This is a genomic window from Sediminibacillus halophilus (genome assembly GCF_900103695.1).
Taxonomy (GTDB): Bacteria; Bacillota; Bacilli; order Bacillales; family Amphibacillaceae; genus Sediminibacillus; species Sediminibacillus halophilus.
In genome coordinates, this window is the sequence record NZ_FNHF01000002.1 from 135,864 (window position 1) to 157,020 (window position 21,157).

At 42.4% G+C, this 21,157-nt stretch carries 23 protein-coding genes and 1 riboswitch; of the genes, 10 read left to right on the plus strand and 13 right to left on the minus strand.

Going from position 1 to position 21,157, the window contains the following annotated elements; translation table 11 throughout:
- Window positions 1–55: 55 nt before the first annotated feature.
- A complete protein-coding gene (locus tag BLR82_RS07670) occupies window positions 56–724 on the minus strand; it encodes a methionine ABC transporter permease (RefSeq protein ID WP_074598443.1) in 669 nt (222 codons plus the stop codon).
- Window positions 714–1,739, minus strand: a complete 1,026-nt coding sequence (locus BLR82_RS07675) for a methionine ABC transporter ATP-binding protein (protein WP_074598444.1) — start codon at window positions 1,737–1,739, stop codon at window positions 714–716. Before BLR82_RS07675 ends, BLR82_RS07670 begins: the two co-directional genes overlap by 11 nt.
- Window positions 1,740–1,855: 116 nt before the next feature.
- A riboswitch (SAM riboswitch) is annotated at window positions 1,856–1,969 on the minus strand.
- 169 nt (window positions 1,970–2,138) lie between these two features.
- Here BLR82_RS07675 and BLR82_RS07680 point away from each other — a divergent pair.
- Window positions 2,139–2,555 (plus strand): TlpA family protein disulfide reductase, encoded by a 417-nt coding sequence (locus tag BLR82_RS07680; RefSeq protein WP_074598445.1) that lies wholly within the window; start codon window positions 2,139–2,141, stop codon window positions 2,553–2,555.
- Here BLR82_RS07680 and BLR82_RS07685 read toward each other — a convergent pair.
- The 9 genes from BLR82_RS07685 to BLR82_RS07725 all read right to left on the minus strand — a co-directional run bounded on the left by BLR82_RS07685 (window position 2,552) and on the right by BLR82_RS07725 (window position 12,095).
- A complete protein-coding gene (locus BLR82_RS07685; RefSeq protein WP_074598446.1) occupies window positions 2,552–2,878 on the minus strand; it encodes a hypothetical protein in 327 nt (108 codons plus the stop codon). The two genes, BLR82_RS07680 and BLR82_RS07685, sit on opposite strands and share 4 nt — an antisense overlap.
- Before the next feature lie 121 nt (window positions 2,879–2,999).
- Window positions 3,000–3,311, minus strand: a complete 312-nt coding sequence (locus BLR82_RS07690) for a thioredoxin family protein (RefSeq protein WP_074598447.1) — start codon at window positions 3,309–3,311, stop codon at window positions 3,000–3,002.
- A gap of 43 nt (window positions 3,312–3,354) precedes the next feature.
- Window positions 3,355–3,702: a toprim domain-containing protein gene (locus BLR82_RS07695; protein ID WP_074598448.1), complete on the minus strand. Its 348-nt coding sequence runs from the start codon at window positions 3,700–3,702 to the stop codon at window positions 3,355–3,357.
- 180 nt (window positions 3,703–3,882) lie between these two features.
- A complete protein-coding gene (gene gcvH, locus BLR82_RS07700; protein ID WP_074599026.1) occupies window positions 3,883–4,266 on the minus strand; it encodes a glycine cleavage system protein GcvH in 384 nt (127 codons plus the stop codon).
- Window positions 4,267–4,406: 140 nt separating this feature from the next.
- Window positions 4,407–4,763, minus strand: a complete 357-nt coding sequence (locus BLR82_RS07705) for an arsenate reductase family protein (RefSeq protein WP_074598449.1) — start codon at window positions 4,761–4,763, stop codon at window positions 4,407–4,409.
- 793 nt (window positions 4,764–5,556) lie between these two features.
- On the minus strand, window positions 5,557–7,341 hold the full coding sequence (locus BLR82_RS07710; RefSeq protein WP_074598450.1) for an acyl-CoA dehydrogenase family protein: 1,785 nt from the start codon (window positions 7,339–7,341) through the stop codon (window positions 5,557–5,559).
- Between the two features lie 36 nt (window positions 7,342–7,377).
- On the minus strand, window positions 7,378–8,553 hold the full coding sequence (locus tag BLR82_RS07715; RefSeq protein ID WP_074598451.1) for an acetyl-CoA C-acetyltransferase: 1,176 nt from the start codon (window positions 8,551–8,553) through the stop codon (window positions 7,378–7,380).
- A 33-nt stretch (window positions 8,554–8,586) separates the two neighbouring features.
- Window positions 8,587–10,986 (minus strand): 3-hydroxyacyl-CoA dehydrogenase/enoyl-CoA hydratase family protein, encoded by a 2,400-nt coding sequence (locus BLR82_RS07720; protein ID WP_074598452.1) that lies wholly within the window; start codon window positions 10,984–10,986, stop codon window positions 8,587–8,589.
- Between the two features lie 191 nt (window positions 10,987–11,177).
- A complete protein-coding gene (locus BLR82_RS07725; protein ID WP_074598453.1) occupies window positions 11,178–12,095 on the minus strand; it encodes a proline dehydrogenase family protein in 918 nt (305 codons plus the stop codon).
- Between the two features lie 280 nt (window positions 12,096–12,375).
- Here BLR82_RS07725 and BLR82_RS07730 point away from each other — a divergent pair, with 280 nt between their 5' ends.
- The 9 genes from BLR82_RS07730 (at window position 12,376) to BLR82_RS07765 (ending at window position 18,966) form a co-directional block, all read left to right on the plus strand.
- Entirely contained in the window at window positions 12,376–12,594 is a 219-nt protein-coding gene (locus BLR82_RS07730) for a spore coat protein (RefSeq protein WP_074599028.1), read from the plus strand.
- A 13-nt stretch (window positions 12,595–12,607) separates the two neighbouring features.
- A complete protein-coding gene (locus BLR82_RS07735) occupies window positions 12,608–12,931 on the plus strand; it encodes a spore coat protein (protein ID WP_074598454.1) in 324 nt (107 codons plus the stop codon).
- Between the two features lie 708 nt (window positions 12,932–13,639).
- Entirely contained in the window at window positions 13,640–13,885 is a 246-nt protein-coding gene (locus BLR82_RS21280; protein ID WP_245693706.1) for a helix-turn-helix domain-containing protein, read from the plus strand.
- Window positions 13,886–13,902: 17 nt separating this feature from the next.
- Window positions 13,903–15,594 (plus strand): HD-GYP domain-containing protein, encoded by a 1,692-nt coding sequence (locus BLR82_RS07745; protein ID WP_074598455.1) that lies wholly within the window; start codon window positions 13,903–13,905, stop codon window positions 15,592–15,594.
- A 362-nt stretch (window positions 15,595–15,956) separates the two neighbouring features.
- A complete protein-coding gene (locus BLR82_RS07750) occupies window positions 15,957–16,757 on the plus strand; it encodes a metal ABC transporter solute-binding protein, Zn/Mn family (protein WP_281242168.1) in 801 nt (266 codons plus the stop codon).
- On the plus strand, window positions 16,720–16,908 hold the full coding sequence (locus tag BLR82_RS21460; protein ID WP_281242169.1) for a metal ABC transporter solute-binding protein, Zn/Mn family: 189 nt from the start codon (window positions 16,720–16,722) through the stop codon (window positions 16,906–16,908). Before BLR82_RS07750 ends, BLR82_RS21460 begins: the two co-directional genes overlap by 38 nt.
- A 23-nt stretch (window positions 16,909–16,931) precedes the next feature.
- On the plus strand, window positions 16,932–17,687 hold the full coding sequence (locus BLR82_RS07755; protein ID WP_074598456.1) for a metal ABC transporter ATP-binding protein: 756 nt from the start codon (window positions 16,932–16,934) through the stop codon (window positions 17,685–17,687).
- Window positions 17,688–17,701: 14 nt separating this feature from the next.
- On the plus strand, window positions 17,702–18,556 hold the full coding sequence (locus tag BLR82_RS07760; RefSeq protein WP_074598457.1) for a metal ABC transporter permease: 855 nt from the start codon (window positions 17,702–17,704) through the stop codon (window positions 18,554–18,556).
- Complete coding sequence (locus tag BLR82_RS07765) at window positions 18,553–18,966, plus strand: Fur family transcriptional regulator (RefSeq protein WP_074598458.1); 414 nt, start codon at window positions 18,553–18,555, stop codon at window positions 18,964–18,966. The genes BLR82_RS07760 and BLR82_RS07765 overlap by 4 nt, the downstream gene beginning before the upstream one ends.
- A gap of 542 nt (window positions 18,967–19,508) precedes the next feature.
- Here BLR82_RS07765 and BLR82_RS07770 read toward each other — a convergent pair.
- Both BLR82_RS07770 and BLR82_RS07775 read right to left on the minus strand, forming a co-directional pair.
- A complete protein-coding gene (locus BLR82_RS07770) occupies window positions 19,509–19,778 on the minus strand; it encodes a glutaredoxin family protein (RefSeq protein ID WP_074598459.1) in 270 nt (89 codons plus the stop codon).
- Window positions 19,779–20,276: 498 nt separating this feature from the next.
- Window positions 20,277–21,080: a VLRF1 family aeRF1-type release factor gene (locus tag BLR82_RS07775; protein ID WP_074598460.1), complete on the minus strand. Its 804-nt coding sequence runs from the start codon at window positions 21,078–21,080 to the stop codon at window positions 20,277–20,279.
- Window positions 21,081–21,157 lie beyond the last annotated feature (77 nt).

Genomic DNA, 21,157 nt, shown 5'->3' on the forward strand with positions numbered 1-21,157 from the left:
CCACTTGCGGTATCGCTACATTCCGCTACAGGATAACTGTATGTTGGAAATCGCCTTATCTTTTATCTAATTTATTTGCGATATAATCGCCGATAAATTGAAAAATAAATACAATTATTACGATGAGTACGGTACAGACAAACACGACATCAAAATCGTGTCGTTGAAAACCGTAAAAGTACGCAAAATCCCCAAGTCCTCCGGCACCGATTACTCCGGCAACGGCCGTATAACCGATCAAAGCAATTGCTGTTACGGTAATCCCGGATACCAGAGCAGGCATTGATTCCGGAATCAGAACCTTAAAAATGATCGTGTGCGTTTTTGCTCCCATCGCTTTTGCTGCTTCCACTACACCTTTATCGACTTCCTTCAGGCCGATTTCCACCAACCTTGCATAGAACGGTGCAGAACCGATGATCAAAGCAGGCAAAGCCGCCTTTGGCCCGCGAATCGTACCTATAAGAAAATCAGTGAATGGGAAAAGCAATAAAATCAAAATAATAAAAGGAATCGCCCGGAAAATATTAACTAGTCCGGCAGCCAGAAAGTTTAGTATTTTATTTTGCCATAAACCACCTTTGGCTGTAAGAAATAACAGAAGTCCTAGCAGAATCCCCAAAACGATCGTCCCTGCAAGGGAGATCAATGTCATATAGAATGTTTCACCGATCGCTGTCCAAATATCCTCCATTTTTACATTTGGAAAAAGTTCACTCAGCATCTGCATCCACCTCCACTTCTACAGAGGTAGTTTTTATAAAGGCAATCGCCCTCGCTATCTCCTCGTCAGAGCCTTCCATATGGACAAATAATGTTCCGTATGCCCCTTTTTGTGTTTGGGTTATTTTACCCTGAAGAATATTGACAGCCACATCAAACTGTTTTGACACCTGACTTATCAGCGCCTGATTGGTTGTTTCTCCAACAAAATGAAGCCTAGCGACTTTACCGTTCTGGTAATTTTCAAGTAAGTGGAGCGACTCTTCCTGATCCTTGTCCCCCATCACCTGTTCCACAAACCGCTTCGTAACCTGCTGTTGCGGATGCAGGAAAACATCCAATACATCTCCTTGTTCTGCTACTCTGCCAGACTCCATCACAGCAACTCGGTGGCAAATCTTGCGAATGACGTGCATTTCATGGGTAATCAAAATAATGGTTAATCCTAATTTCTCATTAATATCGACAAGCAGCCGCAAAATCGCGTCCGTTGTATCCGGATCAAGCGCCGATGTGGCTTCATCGCACAACAGCACCTTTGGATTGTTGGCCAACGCTCTGGCAATGCCAACCCGTTGTTTTTGCCCACCGCTTAATTGAGAAGGATAGGCATCCTCACGCCCTTTAAGACCGACTAATTCTATCAGTTCATCGACCCTGGCTCTCCTTTTCCCCTTCGAGATACCTGCTATTTCCAGAGGAAAAGCAATATTATCACGAACGGTACGGGACCAGAGTAAGTTGAAATGTTGAAAAATCATTCCTATTTCCTGGCGTGATTTACGCAGCTGTTGCTTTCCCATTGCGGAAATTTCTTTCCCATCAATATAAATTTGTCCTTCAGTCGGATCTTCCAGCCGATTAAGCAGTCGGATGAAGGTACTTTTACCAGCGCCGCTGTAGCCGATCACTCCGAATATTTCACCCTTGCTTACTTCGAGGTTGAGATTATCGACCGCGAGGACATCCTGGTGCTTGGCCGGATATACTTTTTTCAAGCCTTTAATTGTGATCAACTTTCTTCCTCCTCAGCAGTACTTGCCGAACTACCTAATAACGCTTTAGCGGGCATTAAAAAACGTCTTTCTGTTCAGAAGAGAACAGAAAGACGCAGTCATACTACTTTCATGTTCTCTCATCTGCCAAAGCTCGTCGCTTCGCAGGAATTGGCACCATTTTAACCAGTAAACTGGTTAACGGTTGCCGGGCTTCATAGGGCCAGTCCCTCCACCTCTCTTGATAAGAGATTGCTATATTTAATTAGGTCGTTCCTTAAGCGCTAAATAGGATTTTAGCATCAGGACAGTTAGGTGTCAAGCCAATTCATTAATAATAACTGCAATAATCGTTTTCCAATTTTGGATATGATAGGATTAAGAAGGAGAATAACATACAGAGAAGTAAGGAGTGGTAGGATGAAAGCCCCGAATTTTGAACTTCCGATGTTGGATTCGGACAAGACCTATCAACTGAAAAAGGATCTAGGAAAGGTTATCATGCTTACCTTCTGGGCATCCTGGTGCCCTGACTGTGCAGCAGATTTACCCAAAAAAGAGCAAATATACAAAACAATCAATAAGAAGGATGTAAAAATGCTGACTATCAATGTGACCGGGAGAGAGCGTTCGCCAGGTGAAGCAGAGAAATTTCATAAGAAATTTCTACAGCAGCCAGCATTGTCGGATGAAGGGACAAACGTTTACGATATGTACCGATGTCAAGGTGTTCCCACTACTGTCATCATTGACAAGCAGGGCAATATAGCGGAAAAATTTGGCGACAAAGCCCCTTTTTTGTCCATCGTCGAAGCACTGGGCAGGCAACTCGATTAAGGTAAGTAAAGTAGTGTTTCAAAAAGCAGACAATCGCTGTACCTTCCCTTCCAGGAGGCAAGTTCAGCAGGAAACATAGTCAATTTCCGCTCTCCGTTAAATAGTTTCACCGCTATGTCCTTCGTTGCTTTCACATGTAAAGAAACAGTAGACAAGCTTTGTGAATCAGCATGTAATTCAACGATTCCGGAATGGATTTCAATCCAAGCTGAAAAATCCTCAACGTTCACGATTATGTTCAAGTGCTTTCGCTCATATAAATGTAATAAATCATCGCGATTTTCCAAGCGTCGTTTCCAATCAACCAAAAGTTGTTCTGACAAATCTACCGCCTCCCTCTTACAGTAGTTCGCCATCCATTAGGTAATTCCTGCAAATCGGAAAGTACATTGATTGGTCTCGTAAGCATATGCAAAAAAGGAATGAATATTTCCCGAGAAATATTCATTCCTTTTTACTTCTGTATTTCTGCAGCTTTTCCTGAATATGCATCAATGACTGAAAAGCGTAGACTTTTTCCTGCACCCGACCATTTTCAACTATTAACAGGCAGGGAACACTTTCAACTTGATACGATTGCATGAAACCTGGAAAAAGAGAGGCGTTCATTTCATGGAAAAGCAAGTCCTCTTCTATTTGTTCCAATATTAACAGCATTTTCTCAGCCATTTTGCATGTCCCGCAAAAAGGGGTATGAATAAACACAAAGGCTTTTGAAAAATCTTTGAGTGTACGTTCATCCGAGATTGGCAACATATGATTCCTTCCCTTTCTTATTGCAAAGGGCTTACCATCACTTCTATAAATAAAGTGGATCCACCGCTATACTTCTGCTTAATAGAGCTGCTGCTAATTCCGCCTCAGGAGTAGCTGCCACTTCCCTGAAGGTTTTATCTACATAGATATGTTCTGCATGAGGAAGTTCGATGGACAATTGCTTTCGCAATTTATGGCCGGCACTATCTTCATCCACCAGTATAAAGACATCCTTATTATCCAGATCATATTCTATCAACAGCTCTTCCAGCCTTTCGACACCCAAGGTACCATTGGTACAAATAATTTCGATTTTTTCATCAATCACTTTCTGAATCTGTACTTTGTCGGTCCGCCCCTCCACAATAATCACTTTATCAGCATCATTCATAGCGTTCACCTGCTTTTAGTCGATAAGTTCAAAACTGCGGCCAGCTTAGCAATAATCCCCTGTCACATTAACGGTAACAAGGGATTGCGTTCACTCTCTTTAATCATTGTATTGATTATTTCTTTTTTGATGCATGGCATAGACAATATCATAAAAAAGAAAGCGCAAAAACAAAGAAACTTATTCTTCCTCAATCATTTCTTGATATTGATCTGCGCTCATCAGTTCGTCAATCTGTGAAAGGTCTTCTGTTTCCACAACGATCATCCACGCTTTTTCATATGGAGACTCATTGACAAATTCAGGGCTATCATCAAGATCTTCGTTTACTTCCACTACTTTACCATTAATCGGAGCATACAACTCAGATACCGTCTTGACGGATTCGACACTGCCAAACGGCTCGTCCGCTTCGATGGTATCTCCGACTTCTGGCAGCTCGACAAAAACAATATCTCCTAACTCGGATTGTGCATGGTCTGTAATTCCGATCCGAACTTTTTCCCCTTCCACTTTGACCCATTCATGTTCTTCTGAGTAACGTAATTCCTTTGGTAAACTCATTGTAAAACCTCCACTTTCGTTATCAGCTTTTGTTTCCTTTAGCTTGTCCAGTTGTCCTGTTACAAATGTCGTAACAGCGAACATCCTTTATCTAATATAGTAGCTCCCCAAGGCAAATTCCAGTGGTTTGCTTCACTAGATTATTTCCATGTTTCTTCATAAATTTCCGGTTTAAAACCGACTGTTGCTTTCTTCTCTGATTCTAATATGGGACGTTTAATCAACATTCCATCCGAGGCCAGCCATTCCAGCATTTGATCTTCATCTGCCTCTTTCAATTTATCTTTTAAGCCTAATTCTCGATACTTTTTTCCGCTTGTATTGAAGAATTTTTTCACAGGCTGTCCGCTTTTTTCAACGAGACTTTTCAATTCATTTTTGGATGGCGTTTGTTCCACAATATGTATTTCCTGATAATCCACTTCGTTATCGTCAAGCCACTTTTTCGCTTTTTTGCATGTTCCGCAGTTTGGATACCAGTAAAACTTCCTTGACATGGCAGCACCCCCTTCAATTTCTTCCTATATTATCATATCTTGCTGGTATATTTCATGCAAATCTGACAAGCAAGTTGATCAATCCGAAAAGTAAACTTGCTTCTTTTTGTCTCGCTTTGTTACTGAATAATCGTCGTAGTAGATAAAAACTGCGCAGTAATATCCTTCCTTTGCAGTCCCAAGGAAGGTTGCGGCAGCGATACATCGCACGAAGAAAATCATTTTGTATTTTCGAGGAGTCTACAGGTATTCCCTCCGCCAGGAACAGCTTCCTGTTTATAAATTGTACTAGCCATTTTCTCTGAATTACTGGGTACTGCATGTAGTTAGAAAAACAAGCAGAAAGTCCAAGAGAAAGAGAAAAGACGGAACCCCAACTGTCTCTTTCTGAAAAGAATTACAAATTTCCTGACAACCGTAAGGAAAAAGTTTCTACGCTTACGATAATCAGCACGCTTCTTAGCGCAGACAGCATCTGCAGACTCCTGCGGGAAAAGCGCGAGCTGAAGAACCACTCGGGAAAGCGGTATTCTTTACCAAGTTAGCTGAGGCCGTGCCCGCGGAAAGCGAAGCATGCTGCCGAAGCGGTAGTTAACACGCTTTTTAAATAGGCATGGCAATTTACATTACAGTTACTGCGCAGTTTCTATCCTATATGAAAAAACTCTCTTTAATCATTCCTCTGTTAGTGGTACCTTTGTTATTAAATCCGGCGACAATGTTGTACCACCACGTAAAAAGGGCCGCTACAGTCATTTGACTGAAGGCTGCCCTTTTTAGAAAGAATTAGTGATCAGACGACATATTTTTCTTCTTCGATAATCCGTTTGGCAATTTCCCGTTTCTTGGCAATGACATTAATCGGATCATGTCTCGTCAGCTTTCGCATCGCGGACAGCATCATTCTCAATGTATCGCCTTCTTCGCTCGCAATCAGTGTTTCCTTTGCATCGGCTTCTACTTGATTAAAAGCTTCCTGCACATATACCTGGGTATAAAGAAGTTTGAGCGAACTCGCTTCCAATCCGGACTTGTTAATTGCTTTTTCTGTACGCAAAATGGCCGCTTCCATGTTATAGACCTCATTGACTATATCAGCTATATTCGCAAGGATTTCCTGCTCCTGTTCCAACTTCTTCCCGTATTTCTGTGCAGCAAGACCAGCTGCCAACAAGCCGATTTTTTTTGCATTTTTCAGCAGATATTTTTCCTGCTCCAAAGGCTCTGAACCGACTTCTTCTGGCATTAGCATCATCAATTCTTCCTGAAGCGCCTGTGCTTTTTGCAGCAATGGCAATTCGCCCTTCATCGCCTTTTTCAGGAGAGAACCTGGAACTAACAACCGATTTATTTCATTCGTTCCTTCAAAAATTCGCTGGATACGAGAATCACGATACATCCGTTCCACTTCGTATTCCTGCATGAATCCATAACCACCATGGATTTGGACCGCCTCATCCGCCACAAAATCCATCAGTTCTGTCGCAGACACTTTATTCAACGAGCATTCCACCTGGTACTCAGCGATAGCAGCAGCAACTGCCTTTCCATCGTTGAGCTCCTCGCTGCTCAAATTGCTCATCCGTTGTTCGAACAAACCGACTGTACGATACACGGCACTCTCGTTGGCATAAGTTCTAGCAGCCATGGTAGCCAGTTTTTCCTGAATCAAAGAGAAGCGGGAGATTGGCGTGTTGAATTGTTTGCGTTCATTGGCATACTTGGCAGACAATTCGATACCGATTTTCGAGCCGCCTACACCTCCGATGGCCAACTTATATCGCCCGACATTCAATATGTTAAAAGCTATCACGTGCCCTCGACCGATTTCACCGAGTACGTTTTCTACCGGAACTTGGGCATCTTCGAGAATAACCGTTCTTGTGGAAGAACTTTTAATACCCATTTTCTTTTCTTCAGCACCTGTCGAAACCCCCGGAAAATCTCTTTCAACAATAAAAGCTGTGAATTTCTCTCCATCAACTTTTGCATACACAATGAATACGTCAGCAAAGGCTGAGTTGGTGATCCATTGTTTTTCGCCATTTAACAAATAATGAGTGCCGGCATCGTTTAATTTTGCTGTTGTTTTTGCGCCAAGTGCGTCCGAGCCGGATCCCGGCTCCGTTAATGCATATGCAGCGAGCTTTTCGCCTGTTGCCAATAGAGGCAGATACTTTTGCTTTTGCTCTTCATTTCCAAAAAAGACGATTGGAAGAGAACCAATTCCAACATGTGCTCCGTGAGTAACCGAAAATCCGCCTGCTTTGGAAAACTTTTCAGTGATCAGAGAGGAACTGATTTTATCCAGTCCCAATCCGCCATACTCCTCTGGAACATCGACGCCAAGCAGTCCTAATTCGCCAGCCTGCTTCAACAGTTGAACGGAATGTTCAAATTCATGGTTTTCCAGCTGATCGATTTTCGGCACTACTTCCCCTGCGACAAAGTCTTCAGTTGTCTTGGCAATCATGTGATGCTCATCTGTGAAATCTTCCGGAGTAATAATATCTTCCGGTTCTAAATCTTCTATGATGAATGCGCCGCCTTTAAACATTTTTTCTTTGGTTTCACTCATGTTCTTCTCCCCTTCTCGTTATTAAGTAGAAATGCCTTAAACCAGTTCGAATACGCCAGCAGCACCCATTCCTCCTCCAATACACATGGTGACAACGCCAAACTGCTCATTCCGACGTTTCATTTCATGAATAAGGCTGAGCGTCAATTTTGTTCCGGTGCAGCCGAGCGGATGCCCAAGCGCGATTGCTCCTCCATTCACATTTACTTTATCCTCATCCAGTCCAAGGGCACGAATGACGCGCAACGACTGGGAAGCGAATGCTTCATTCAATTCAAACAGCCCAATATCAGAGAGATCTAAACCAGCAAGTTTCAAGGCTTTTGGAATGGCCTTTATCGGTCCGACCCCCATGATTTCCGGTTCTACTCCGGCTAAAGCGAACGAACGAAACTTAACCAGTGGCGTCAGTCCCTCTGCTTCTGCTTTTTCTCGGTCCATAACAAGTACGGAAGCAGCTCCATCACTCATTTGCGAGGAATTCCCGGCTGTTACTGTTCCTTTTAGCGCAAATGCAGGCTTCAACTTTGCCAGCACCTCTTCTGTCGTATCGGCGCGGACTCCTTCATCCTTGCTGAACAAAAATGTTTTTTCCTCTACTTTGTTATCGGGACCGACTTGCCTTGCGGTAACTTCAACGGGAACCACTTCGTCATCAAACTTCCCCTCTTTCAGAGCGTTGGCTGCTTTCCTATGACTGTTGGCCGCAAAAGCATCCTGATCCTCGCGGGAAATATCAAACCTTCGGGACACTTCTTCAGCAGTATGGCCCATTGCCATGTAGTAGCCTGGCGCATTTTTCACCAGCTCCAGATTTGGTTTGATGACGTGGCCGCCCATAGGAATCAAACTCATCGATTCGGCTCCGCCGGCGATGATTGTATCGCTATGACCCAGCATGACGCGTTCTGCAGCATAGGCGATGCTTTGCAGGCCAGACGAACAATAACGATTGACTGTAATGCCAGGAACCTCCAATGGCAATCCTGCCAATCCGGCTATATTGCGGGCCATGTTCATGCCTTGTTCCGCTTCCGGCATCGCACAGCCGATAATCACATCATCGATATTGCCTTGATAGCCGTCAGCCCTTTTCAATGTTTCTTTGATGGTCAAAGCTGCAAGATCGTCGGGACGGACATTGGCTAAAGATCCTTTTTTAGCCTTTCCAACCGGCGTTCTTGAGCCAGAAACAATCACTGCTTCCTTCACAGCACTTCCCCCTCTTCTAAAATAAGTGTGGCATTAGTTGCGCAATGGTTTCCCCTTAAGCAGCATGTGCTGCATTCTTTCCTGCGTTTTTCTCTCACCGATCAAACTTAAAAATGCTTCCCGTTCCAAATCAAGTAAGTATTGTTCATCGACAAGGGTACCTGACTTCAGACGTCCGCCTGCAAGTACAAATGCCAGTTTTTCTGCTATTTTCACATCATGCTCAGATGCATATCCTCCAAATGCCAGTGACTTGGCCCCTAACAGCATGGCGGCATAGCCTGCCTCTCCAACAACAGGAATTTTTTCCCGCTTTGGCGGTTGGTACCCAGCCTTACTTAGAGCAAGCACTTTTTGCTTGGCGTCATGGAGTAAATGATCCGTGTTGACACTGATGGCATCCCGATTATTTAGAAAGCCGTTTTCTCTTCCTTCAGCTGCCGATGTCGATACTTTGGCAGTAGCAATTGTCTCAAAAACTTTATTGGCAGCTTTCTGCAAATCAAAATCGATTCCCTGCGGCAGATCTCTTACTTGTTTAATATATAATTCTTTGTTGCCGCCTCCTCCTGGAATAAGTCCTACTCCAGCTTCCACAAGCCCAATATACGTTTCCTGGGCAGCCTGAATGGAACTGGCAGGCAGACATACCTCTGCACCTCCACCGAGGGTCATTCCAAATGGTGCCGCCACAACTGGTTTCTCTGCATATTTAACTTTCATCATGGCATTCTGAAAATGCTTCACAACCATTTCGATCTCGAAGAAATTATCATCCTGCGCTTCCATCAACATCATCGCCAGATTGGCTCCCACACAGAAGTTTTTGCCTTGGTTGCCGATGACAAGGCCCTGGAAGTTCTTTTCAACCTCTTCCACGGAGTAGTTGATCATTTGGATGATGTCAAGACCAATAGCATTGCTCTTCGAATGGAATTCCAATCCAGCCACACCATCACCTAAATCAATAAGACTCGCGCCGGTATTTTTCTTGATGACTCCTTTTCTGTCTTTCAGAGCTTTTATGTTGATTTCTTTCTGGTTTGCCTGCTTTTGTCGGTACTCACCATCCTGATAATAAAGAAGGTTACCGGCTTCCTTTTTATAAAAAGATTCCGCACCTGTGGCAATCATCTGTTCTATCCATTCCGGGATGGTTTCGCCGTCGGCCTTCATCCGTTCTACCGCTTTTCCGACGCCGATTGCATCCCACATTTCAAATGGCCCGAGGCCCCAGCCGAACCCCCATTTCATTGCTTCATCAATCGAAACAATGTCGTCTGCGATCTCCCCCGTGAGCCGCGCAGCATACAACAAAACAGGTTTCGTAATGGACCAAATTAAATCGCCTGCCGGATCACCTGCCGAATATATAAGCGCTTTCATTTTTCTGCCTGGCCCTTTTTCTTGTTTTGCCTGTTCAGTGGCTTTGGTTTTTAGCTTCTTACGCTCCTGGTACTCCAGAGTGTCCGGGTTCAATTCATAGATTGTACTGCTGCCGCCTTGTTTTTTCTTTAAGTAGAAGCCCTGACCGCTCTTTTGACCTAACCAGCCTTTCTCATTCATGGTTTGAATGAATTCCGGGATTTCGAATACTTGTTTTTCGTGCCCTTCAACCTGATCATAGACATTTTTAGCCACATGGATAAAGGTGTCTAGTCCTACTACATCCAACGTGCGGAAGGTAGCACTCTTCGGTCTTCCAATCATTGGTCCGGTGATCGAATCCACTTCTCCGATACTCAATCCCTGTTTTCTCATCTCTCTGACGGTAACGAGCAGGCCATAAGTGCCGATACGGTTGGCGATAAAATTCGGAGTATCTTTCGCCTCCACTACTCCTTTACCGAGGATGTCCTCTCCAATTTGCTTCATTTCCCGTAAAACTTGCTGATCTGTCCATTTTGTCGGAATGACTTCGAGCAATTTCAAATAGCGTGGCGGATTGAAAAAATGTGTTCCAAGAAAATGTTGTTTAAAATCCTCTGAACAGTCTTCAGCCATCTTTTCGATTGAGATGCCTGACGTGTTAGAACTGACAATCGCTCCCGCTTTCCGATACTTGTCTACATTCTGGAATACCTGCTTTTTGACTTGAAGATTCTCCACGACCACCTCAATAATCCAGTCGACTTTTCCAAGCACGTCCAGATCATCCGTCATATTACCTGTATGGATCAAATCAAGACTGCCTCTGCTGGTAATCGGTGAAGGTTTTTGTTTTAGCAAAGCTTTTTTACTTGTATCCGCGAACTTGTTGCGGACCGCCTTGTCTTCTAAGGAAAGTCCCTTGGCCTGCTCCTTATCTGTTAATTCCCTAGGTACGATATCAAGCATCCAAGTTTCAATGCCGACATTTGCCAGGTGTGCAGCTATTCCAGACCCCATTACTCCTGAGCCTAAAACGGCTGCACGTCTGATTTTTCGAGTCATGCCTTTATCCCCCTATCATTTTGAATGAATACTCATTCATTACATGTGTAAAAAAAGTAGATAGTTTCCTATCTTCGTCTAATTCAACTATAAAGTATTTTCAGATATTTCGCAATCATTTTTTTCGGGGGTATATGCAGAAAATTTCCAGATTATATCAGTCCCCGCTTCTGGCAGGGACTGACCGGGAGCTATTTACCGAAGACTCCTTTGAGTACAAATGCCACATTGGCCGGTCGTTCGGCCAGACGCCGCATAAAGTATCCATACCAATCTGTACCGTAAGGAACGTATACCCGCATTTTATATCCTTCTGCTGTCAGTTCCTCCTGCCTTTCGACCCGTATACCGTAAAGCATTTGAAATTCAAATTGATCCCTGGGAATCCCATGTTCTTTTTCCAAGTGCTTTGTGTAAGCGATCATTTCATCGTCATGAGTAGCAATAGCGGTATAATTTCCGTTGAGCAAATGCATTTTGATGATTTTTTTATAATTTTCATCCACATCTTGTTTATCCGGAAAAGCAACCTTCGGTGATTCTTTGTAAGCGCCTTTGACCAGTCGGAGATTCGGATGATAAGCATTCAATTCTTCTATGTCTCCGACAGTGCGGTATAAATAAGCCTGGATAACAGTACCGATATTGTCATACTCTTCCTTTAATTCTTTGAATATATCGATCGTCTTTTGGCAGCGTTCGTAATCTTCCATATCGATTGTCACAAAAACACCATGTCTTTTACCGGCAGCAAGTATTTTTCGCATGTTTTCCATAACCAGTGCTTCCGATATATCCAGTCCCATGGAAGTCATTTTTAGAGATAGCTGAGAGTCCAGCTGATGTTCGGCAATTTTCTCAATCATCTCCACGCATTCATCAGCTGCCTGGCGTGCTTCCTGCTCGCTATCGATAAACTCACCAAGATGATCAACGGTAACGACCATCCCTTTTTGGTTCAATTGCTTAATAACCTTTGCAGCATTTTCTACTGACTCCCCCGCTACAAAGCGGCCGGCCCCGAAGCGAAGACCATATTTTTTTGCCAGCTTGGTAAAAAATTTGTTTTTGGATAAAAATAAAAAGAAGTTACGCAGGATTTGTTCCATTATAAGCCCCCCCAGTAATCATCCAGTACAGCGGAACCGCTTTCTTATAAAACGCCAACAAAGCAAACGGTTGCTTATCTATATCCGCCGCAGCCGATGTGAAAACTTTCAAACTAGTATGCTTTCTTATACTATTCTATCATTTTTATTAAGAAAGAGGTACTTTTTACATACAAATTTCGTCATGGTATTGCAAGTAGAATAAACCGGATTATATCGGAAATAATAAAGCTGAAAAACGACAGAATGTAAAGGGGGAATTCCTTTGAACCAGCAACCTATGCAGCACCCGCCGAATATGATTAGTTCAAAAGATTTGCTTTATTTGACCGATATGCTTTCCTGGAATTTGAATGCCAGTAAGAAAGCCAACTTTTATGCCAGTCAGTGTCAAATGCCGGAAATTCAGCAAGCACTTCAAACAACTGCCCAAATGCATCAGCGTCATTATCAGCAGATCCTCAACCATTTAAATACTCAGCCTGGAACTCTCAATTAGAAAGGGGATTAGCATGACTCAACAGCAAAAAGTTCAAAATGCAGAAACCCAAGTACCGAAGACACCGCAAATGAATGAAAGAGATTTTGTCAATGATGTATTGGCTTCAGAGAAATATTTGACTGGTGCGTACAGTATCGCTTTGAATGAGGCAAGCAATCAAGGGCTTTATCAAGAGTTAGCATCTATAAGCAAAGAAACACAGGATTGCCAGCGAAACCTTTACAACTTGATGTTTAAAAACGGATGGTATTCTCTGGAAAAAGCCGATCAGCAAAAAGTTCAACAAGCCTACCAGCAATACAGCGGATATATGAACCAATTTCCTCCACAGTAACTTGATAAAAAACTTAGTGAAAAACACTTTATAAGAGAGAATCCTTCAACGGATACTGTCTCGACCATTCCACTGAAAGCACATAAGTGGTTTCTTACGGAATTGCCGAGTTAATGCGCAGAGTAATAAAAACTAAAAAAACCGAACGAGATCGAATGCTTAGGAATTCGGATCATCGTTCGGTTTTTGCTTTAAATAGAAGATTTTTGTGTCAGACGAGTTTTGGTAGGTAATGATGCCTCGACTCTTTGAAGTTTTTGTCACTTATATCAGGTGGAGACTCCGTCGACTATTGTCATATTATAGAGATACTTGTAGGACTTTGGGCTTCCAAGGCCAATCCTGCCGTGTTATGGCAAAACTTTGCTTCGAACAAAATGCGTAGTGGCTTCGGCAGCATACTCCTAATCCGCGAGCAAGGACTATACAGAGGGTTCTTAGGTACTTAGGCGATTGAATTTATTTCGTCTGCGCTATGTTTTAGTAACGTAATGGTGACAATTCCTCAGAGTGTTCGGTTTCATCCAGTTTCTACAGCAGGCCATATATTTCGCGTACACCGTAATAAAACATTCTCACCTTGTTACTATCGTTGATTAGTAAGGATAATAGAAGCCCGAATTTACCGTATCGTAAGATACTCCATAGATTTCCATTTCGGTATCTATAGAAGATAATTAGGTCATATACCGGGGGAGGGAATGTATAGTGATTACGGTGGCCTACCAATCAAGGGACGTCTACTTCTTGAAGACATTTGGCAGCCGGTTGCGCCAGTACCGGCTACATCAGCGTATGACGCAAGAAGAATTGGCTGAGTTGGCTGGTTTTTCAAGATCCTATTACACAGAAATTGAAACCGGAAAAAGGAATATATCCTTGTTGAATATCCGCAGGCTTGCCGAAGCACTCGATATTCCCGTAAAGGATTTATTCGACTTTCCATTTGAATAAAGGTGTGGGGGAAGCTTATGAAAACAAAGACGATATTACAAGTGCTGCCAGAAGACATTTTGGCAGAGGACATTTATGCAGGAGAAACATTGATCATTAAAAAGGGAACAAAAATAACTGAAAGGCTTATCAACCGTTTGAAAAAACGAGGAATAAAGGAATTGAAGGTTTCACTTTCCGATACTCACACGATGACGAAGCGAAAACCAACAAATGACTCGCTACCATTTGCAAGAAAATTGACAGAAACAAGCATGGAGCAAAAATCAGAAGAAGAATTGGAAAAACTGTTTTTTCACATACTCGGAAAAATAGGTTATGAATATCGCTACGGAAAACTGCTGAACAAACAAGAAACGTTGTTGTTTCTAAAGCAGTTATTCATAAGCATCCATAAAAATTATCCCATCACAGACACGCTGGCAGCTCTTTATAAATGGGATTCCTATGCATATATCCACTCCTTTGATGTTTTCATCCTGGGGAGCCTTATGGCGAAAAAATTAGCTGTTACAGACATAGAGTCCTGTGCGGCAGGATATCTGTTTCATGATATTGGAAAAATAAAAACCCCACGCGATATATTACATAAACCAGCTAAACTGACGGGGGCCGAATTCAAACAGATTCAGCAGCATACAACTGACGGAGAACGGATTCTTCACTCTCTGGGCTACCAACAGTTAGATGCCTTTGCCCGCTCACACCATGAGCGATTGGATGGAACTGGGTACCCTGACGGCCTTTATGGTGAACAACTTCCATTAGAATTGCGGATCTTGTCTATCGTGGATGTTTTTTCAGCATTGACATTAAAGCGGGCATACAAGGAGGAATTACCAGCACATGAAGCGATAAAACTATTGCTAAAAGATCAACAGCAATTCGACTGGCATGTTCTTTATCATTTTATTGATTCACTTATGATTTATCCCCATGATGCAACCGTACTTCTTTCCAACAACGAGCAGGCAAAAATCTCAAGCGTCAGTAAATACTATCCTACCGTGCCCCAAGTACGGCTTCTAAAGGGGGGCGAACAATTTTCACTGCCTACCAATCTTTCGCTGACGGTACAAAAAATTTTGTCGTTCCAGCCCAAAACGGAGGAACAATTGTTCAGCGACTTTTTAAACTGCCTTGCTGCCGGCGATCATGAAGCAGTCACATCCTTGTATCAGACGCTTGCAGATGGACTTCCCTATCATCGTATATTCGAGAAGATTTTACATCCTGCAGTGGTCAAAGTCACTCAAATGGCAGCGCTGAATCAAATATCAGCTATTGCCTTCCAACAGAGTGAGAAAATAATTAACGCGTTACTGGATCAAATAGCAGAGGAGACAGAACCTTATACAAACTTTAACTCAACCGCAATCATCTTATATCCGGAGTACGGTAATGCGCGCTTGCATGCAAGATTGTTAGCCGGGTATTTACACATGGAAGCCGTCCAGGTAAAAATGACAACTAAGCCCGCCGGCCGCTTTGATCCGAACAAACTTTTCAATGATCAACACACGGATTACCTCATCATTCTGGATTTTCCGGATCACTGTTCTGCCGAGTTTACACAGGATCAGACAGCCCGATTAACGTTTTCCTCCTTTGATGAATCTAACACCATGCTTCTGTGGGAATCACTCCAGAAAAACAATAAAGTATTTATCCATATCCCAATGGATGTTCCTTTCATCCAACCTAACTAGTGACGTTTAATCAAGCCGATCCTCGTACCTGGAATGTCAGATTACAACCAACCCCTCTCTCCTTCTCTCCTCACTTAATGGCTCGCCAAGCAGCGAGTCTTCTTTATCTATAGTTTTGCTATTAATCCTTCGACCTCAACTCAAGGGTCATTCCTCGAGTAAATCCATCTCTAATATGGATGAACAAGGAATCTGCCCTTTTCTCTACTTCTTTAAAACGTAATCATTATTATTTACAAATCAAAACCATTACGATAAAATAAATGTTGATCTTTTCTATGGACAAGAAGAACAAGAAGATAAAGATGGAAAGAAATCTTGTTTACCACACAATTAGAAAACATAAAGAAACGAGGACAACGATGAAATGGAAGGTAATATTGCTGCTTCTGTTCAGCGGAATCTTGCTACAAGCCGGGTGCAGTCTCTCTTCTAGTCGTTATGACGATAAGGCGGAACATACTATCTATACGACTGTCTATCCCATCGAGTATATCATGGAAAGATTGGCTGGTGACTTCGTGGAGGTGACTACCATTTACCCTCCCGGCGCCGATGCCCATTCCTATGAGCCCACTGCCAAGACAATGACAGATATCGCAGAAGGGGATGCTTTCGTTTATCTTGGCGAGGAATTGGAGACATTTGCCTCCACTACTGCTGAAGCTTTACAACAAGAGAAGGTACGGCTGATCGGGCTTGCGGGCTATGAAGAGTTGTTTCATAGCGAAAGCACCGATGATAGTGATGGCGATCATGCTGAAACAGCCCGCCACGGCCATAACCATGGAAGCCATGATCCCCATGTGTGGCTCGATCCTCAAAGAATGCAGAAAATGGCCATTATCTTGGAAGAGCAATTAATGGACATATATCCAGATCGAGAAGCCGTTTTGCAGCAAAATCTTTCTTCATTACAAAAAGATTTAAAAAAGCTGGATCGACAATTCACAAAATCGTTGAGTTCCAGCAAGCATAAGGAAATTTTGGTCTCCCATGCCGCATATGGTTATTGGGAAGAACGCTATGGGATTAAGCAGATTGCCGTCAACGGCATTTCGAACAGCAGTGAACCATCGCAGCAGGATTTAATCAAAAATTATAGAACAGGCGAAGAAGCTAAAAATGGATTATGTAATTTTCGAGCAGAATGTCCAGGATAAAGTATCCAAAGAAATTCAAAGGGAAATAGACGGAAAGGCTCTGCAAATTCATAATTTAGCTGTCTTGACGGAACAGGATATCAACCAAGGGGAAGATTATTTTTCTCTGATGAAACAAAACCTTGAAGTGCTCAAAACAGCTACAGATTAACCAGCAAAAAGGAGGACGGCTGAATGAAAAACACGGTAATATCGATGAGAAATGTCGATTTCGACTATGATCAAAAGCCAGCTTTACAACAGATTAATTTTGAGATTCCACAAGGAGCATTCATGGGTCTGGTTGGTCCGAACGGCGGAGGAAAAACGACCCTGATCAAGCTGATTCTCGGTTTATTAAAACCACAACGCGGATCAATTGAATTGCTTGGTACTCCAATCAATAAATTTAAAAACTGGAATAAAATCGGATTTGTTTCCCAAAAGGCCAACACCTTTAACCGAGGGTTTCCTGCTACAGTAGAAGAAGTGGTATCAATGGGCTTGACTGCCAAAGTCGGTTATCTGCGTTTTTTCTCCCGTAACCATCGGGAGAAAATAAAAGAGGCGGTCGATCAGGTCGGCATGGCCGCTTATCTCCATGAGAATATTGGTGATTTATCTGGAGGACAGCAGCAACGCGTATTTATCGCCAGGGCGCTTGTAAGTGATCCAGAACTACTGATTCTCGATGAGCCGACTGTCGGGGTGGATACTGAGCATGTGCAGAAATTTTACGAGTTGCTTCACAAACTCAATCACGATAAAAACATTACCCTGTTGCTGGTCACGCATGATATTGGCACCATGACACGCCATGCGACAAATATTGTATGCTTGAATAAAACCATGCATTTTCATGGGAATCCGGATCAATTTTCTTCTTTATCCGACGCTGAACTATCCAACTACTATGGCCATGCCTTAAATTTAGTGTCTCATGAGCATTAAGGAGCGAAACAAACATGTTAGCTAATTTTTTTCAATACGAATTTTTACAAAACACTTTATATACTGGACTGTTGATCGGATTAATCGCTCCGCTTCTCGGTTCGTTTATCGTGGTCAGGCGGCTTTCCCTGATTGCCGACGCCCTGTCCCATGTAACGCTGGCCGGGATTGCGTTTGGTTTACTGATCGAAAAGAAGTTTGCCGCCGGCATTATAACCCCCTTCTATAGCGGAATGGGATTTTCGGTGATTGCCTCCATTTTCATCGAACAGCTGCGCAGTGTCTATAAAGCATATCAAGAACTGGCCATTCCCATCATCCTTTCTGGCGGGGTCGGCTTGAGCGTTGTCTTCATCTCGCTGGCCGATGGATTCAATACAGATTTATTCAATTACTTATTCGGATCTGTGTCCGCTGTCAGCCGGTCTGATTTATGGACAATCATCGTTATTTCCGTGATTGTATTGGCGGTTCTATTTTTATTTTTTAAAGAGCTGTTTATGTTATCATTTGATGAAGAACATGCAGTCGTTTCAGGTATTCATGCAAAACGGATTCATTTCTTATTTATTTTGTTGACGGCCCTCGTGATTGCGGCTTCTATCAGGATTGTCGGTGTGTTGCTTGTTTCAGCCTTAATGACGTTGCCGGTAGCGGCAAGCATCCGGCTTGCTAAAGGATTTAAACAATCCATTATATTGTCAGTTATTTTTGGTGAAATTTCCGTGGTTGCTGGATTGGTTTCCGGCTATTATTTTGAAATACCTCCCGGAGGAACAATCGTCATGACATCTATTATCATTCTATTGGCGGCATTAGCCGTGAAACGTCTCCGGATAAATTTCTTTACAAGGAGGACGCAGCAATGAACATGGAAGAAGCATTGGGTATTTTGAAACAGAAGGGTTATAAGTACACCAAGAAAAGAAAAGATATCTTATCTTATTTTGACCAGGAAGACGGTTACCGCAGCGCGAAGGATTTATTACATTTCATGGAGCCCGCCTATCCGGGCATCAGCTTTGATACGATTTACCGGAACCTTCATTTATTCGACGAATTGGCGATATTGGAATCAACCGAACTGGAAGGGGAAAAACATTTCAGAATCAGTTGTGTTGGTCATCATCATCACCATTTCATCTGCAAACAATGCGGAATTACCAAAGAAATCGATACGTGTCCAATGGATAATGTCAAAGGGGAATTGGGCGGCTTCCAAATTGAAGACCACAAATTTGAAATATACGGCCGTTGTCCGTCATGCCAAGCATCCTGACATTAGCGTCAGCAAACAATGGACAAGTCCAAGCTGAATGAATCGCCGAATACCGAACACCTATATAAAAAGGGCTGTCCATCTTCTTTTGGGACAGCTCCTTTTTATTATCATTGGAAATCTGTCAGGTTCACTAGAGTTCCTTTTTGTCTACTTATCACGATTGTACACAGTTCCCTCACCTTGAACATCGTTCTAATTTCAATTCTATTACTTTACCTAGCAAAACTCAAAGCAAGGGGTTTTTCGAATTAGTGGATTCTCCATTTTTCTCATAAAATCTGGCATATCCTTTACATCCATTCCAAGTAGTTATAGTTGTTTATAGAGAAATAGCAGATAAGTGTTGGTGCACATATGGCTTGAATTGTATGGGCATTGTATGGGCATGGAATGATGTTGTAGCGGTTAATCTTCATTGCGCATAAAAGTATAGCATATCCATTTAAATAAGCCATGAGTGCAAGTGTGCATTCATGGCTGCAATGTTTTATTAAATGCGTTTACTTATTTATTACCTGTAATACGAATGAACTATCAATTCAATGTTTTATAGTACGGTCAATTTCTTCCTTATTATTGGTAAAACCTGTATAAATAATATTTTTCTTTTTGCCGATAAGTCCTTCTTGTTCAATCACGATCGTTGGCACTAGGTTTGTACCGGCTGCTGACTGTAACTGTCTTTGTTTTTCTTCGGATTCGGTAATATCGACTTCTACGTACGGTACCTGGTCCTTCGACAAAAATTCTTTTAGCGACTGGCTTTCCTGGCAAGCTGCTTTCGTATAAATCTTGACCACTTGTTTCACCTTTATCGTCTCCTTTAACCAGTTAAATTTGCCTGGTAGAGGGCCAGGTCCCCTTCCTTCAGATACTGAGCCAACTACTTTTTTGTTGATTTGTTACCCGATTCCCAGTCTGGTTTTTCTTGAAACCGGTTACGGTTAAATTCTTTCGAAAGAACTACTTTCAGCGAATTAAGCGTGATTGATTACCTATTCCAATGGTTTAAAGCTGTACCTCTATCTCCCCTCCCCCATTTTATTCCTCCACGTCTTTTTGCATGCACAGTAATTTATAATATCGTCGTCCTGTTCCCCTTTTTCGTATGGTATCGAGATTTCTTTTTTTATTGATGGAACTGTTTATATGTTCGTTGACGTACTCTTGTTACAGGAAACGGTCTACACAAAAAAACATCGTCTTTTCATGAGATGGGCGCTCCTTCAACTGAAAAGACGATGTATATTCATTATTGATTACATTTTTACTTTACTATTGAAAATATTGATCTTTATCAATAACCACTAGGCTACGACTTTATCAATCACTTTCATTTCTTCATGATCAAGCATATTCTTTGCTTCTACTTGATATATTTCCTTATTCATATAGGATTCGATATCTTTTGCCTCTTCTTTTTCCCCTACCAGGTAAATGCGGTCCCATTGGTTGTCTTTGGCGAGCTTATCCAGCTTTGGTGCCAACCCTTTATACCACCGCTGCTGGTTCGCATTCACCCTTGCATTAAAGCTATCTCGGCTCGGATCCTTACCGCCTTTTCCCATCGACATTGGCCGTTTTTGTTCGGCTGTATATTCACGCCAGTCCTCTGTATCAAGATCCAATTCATAATGTTTCGTTTCCAGGATCGTGCCTAATTCAGCTTCAATTACCTTTACTTGGTTCTGTTGAACAAGAATGATGCCCGATTTCGGAAAAGTATTCCATAATTCTTTCAGTTGATCAATAACCGGAGCATCTTCCCAATGGAACTCCGTTTGTATCCGCATCTGTAATCGCTCAGCAAACCATACTTGTTCATCCGCAGAAGCGAACAAAACAATGCCTTTTTTTAGTGCCTGTTCATTCCCCTGGACAAAGCGTTCCACTTTTTCACGAACTGCTTGAAAATTTTCCAACTCTTGTTTGTCTCCACTTTCTTTCAGATAACTTTCAAAATGACTAAGTCCATTTTTTAAATGAATCTTCCATTCTCCACCTTGTTGCTCCGGGTCAGAAGGGTCTGTATTTAGATACATGGAGAGCACTCTGTTCGGACGTTGTAATTGAACATTTTCCAATTGCTTCAGCTGATTATCGAAATTCATCAAGGCTCACTCCTTTAGAAGTGTTTTCCATTTATATAAAGTGTGTATCCCTTCAAGCAATAATTAAAACCTGTTTC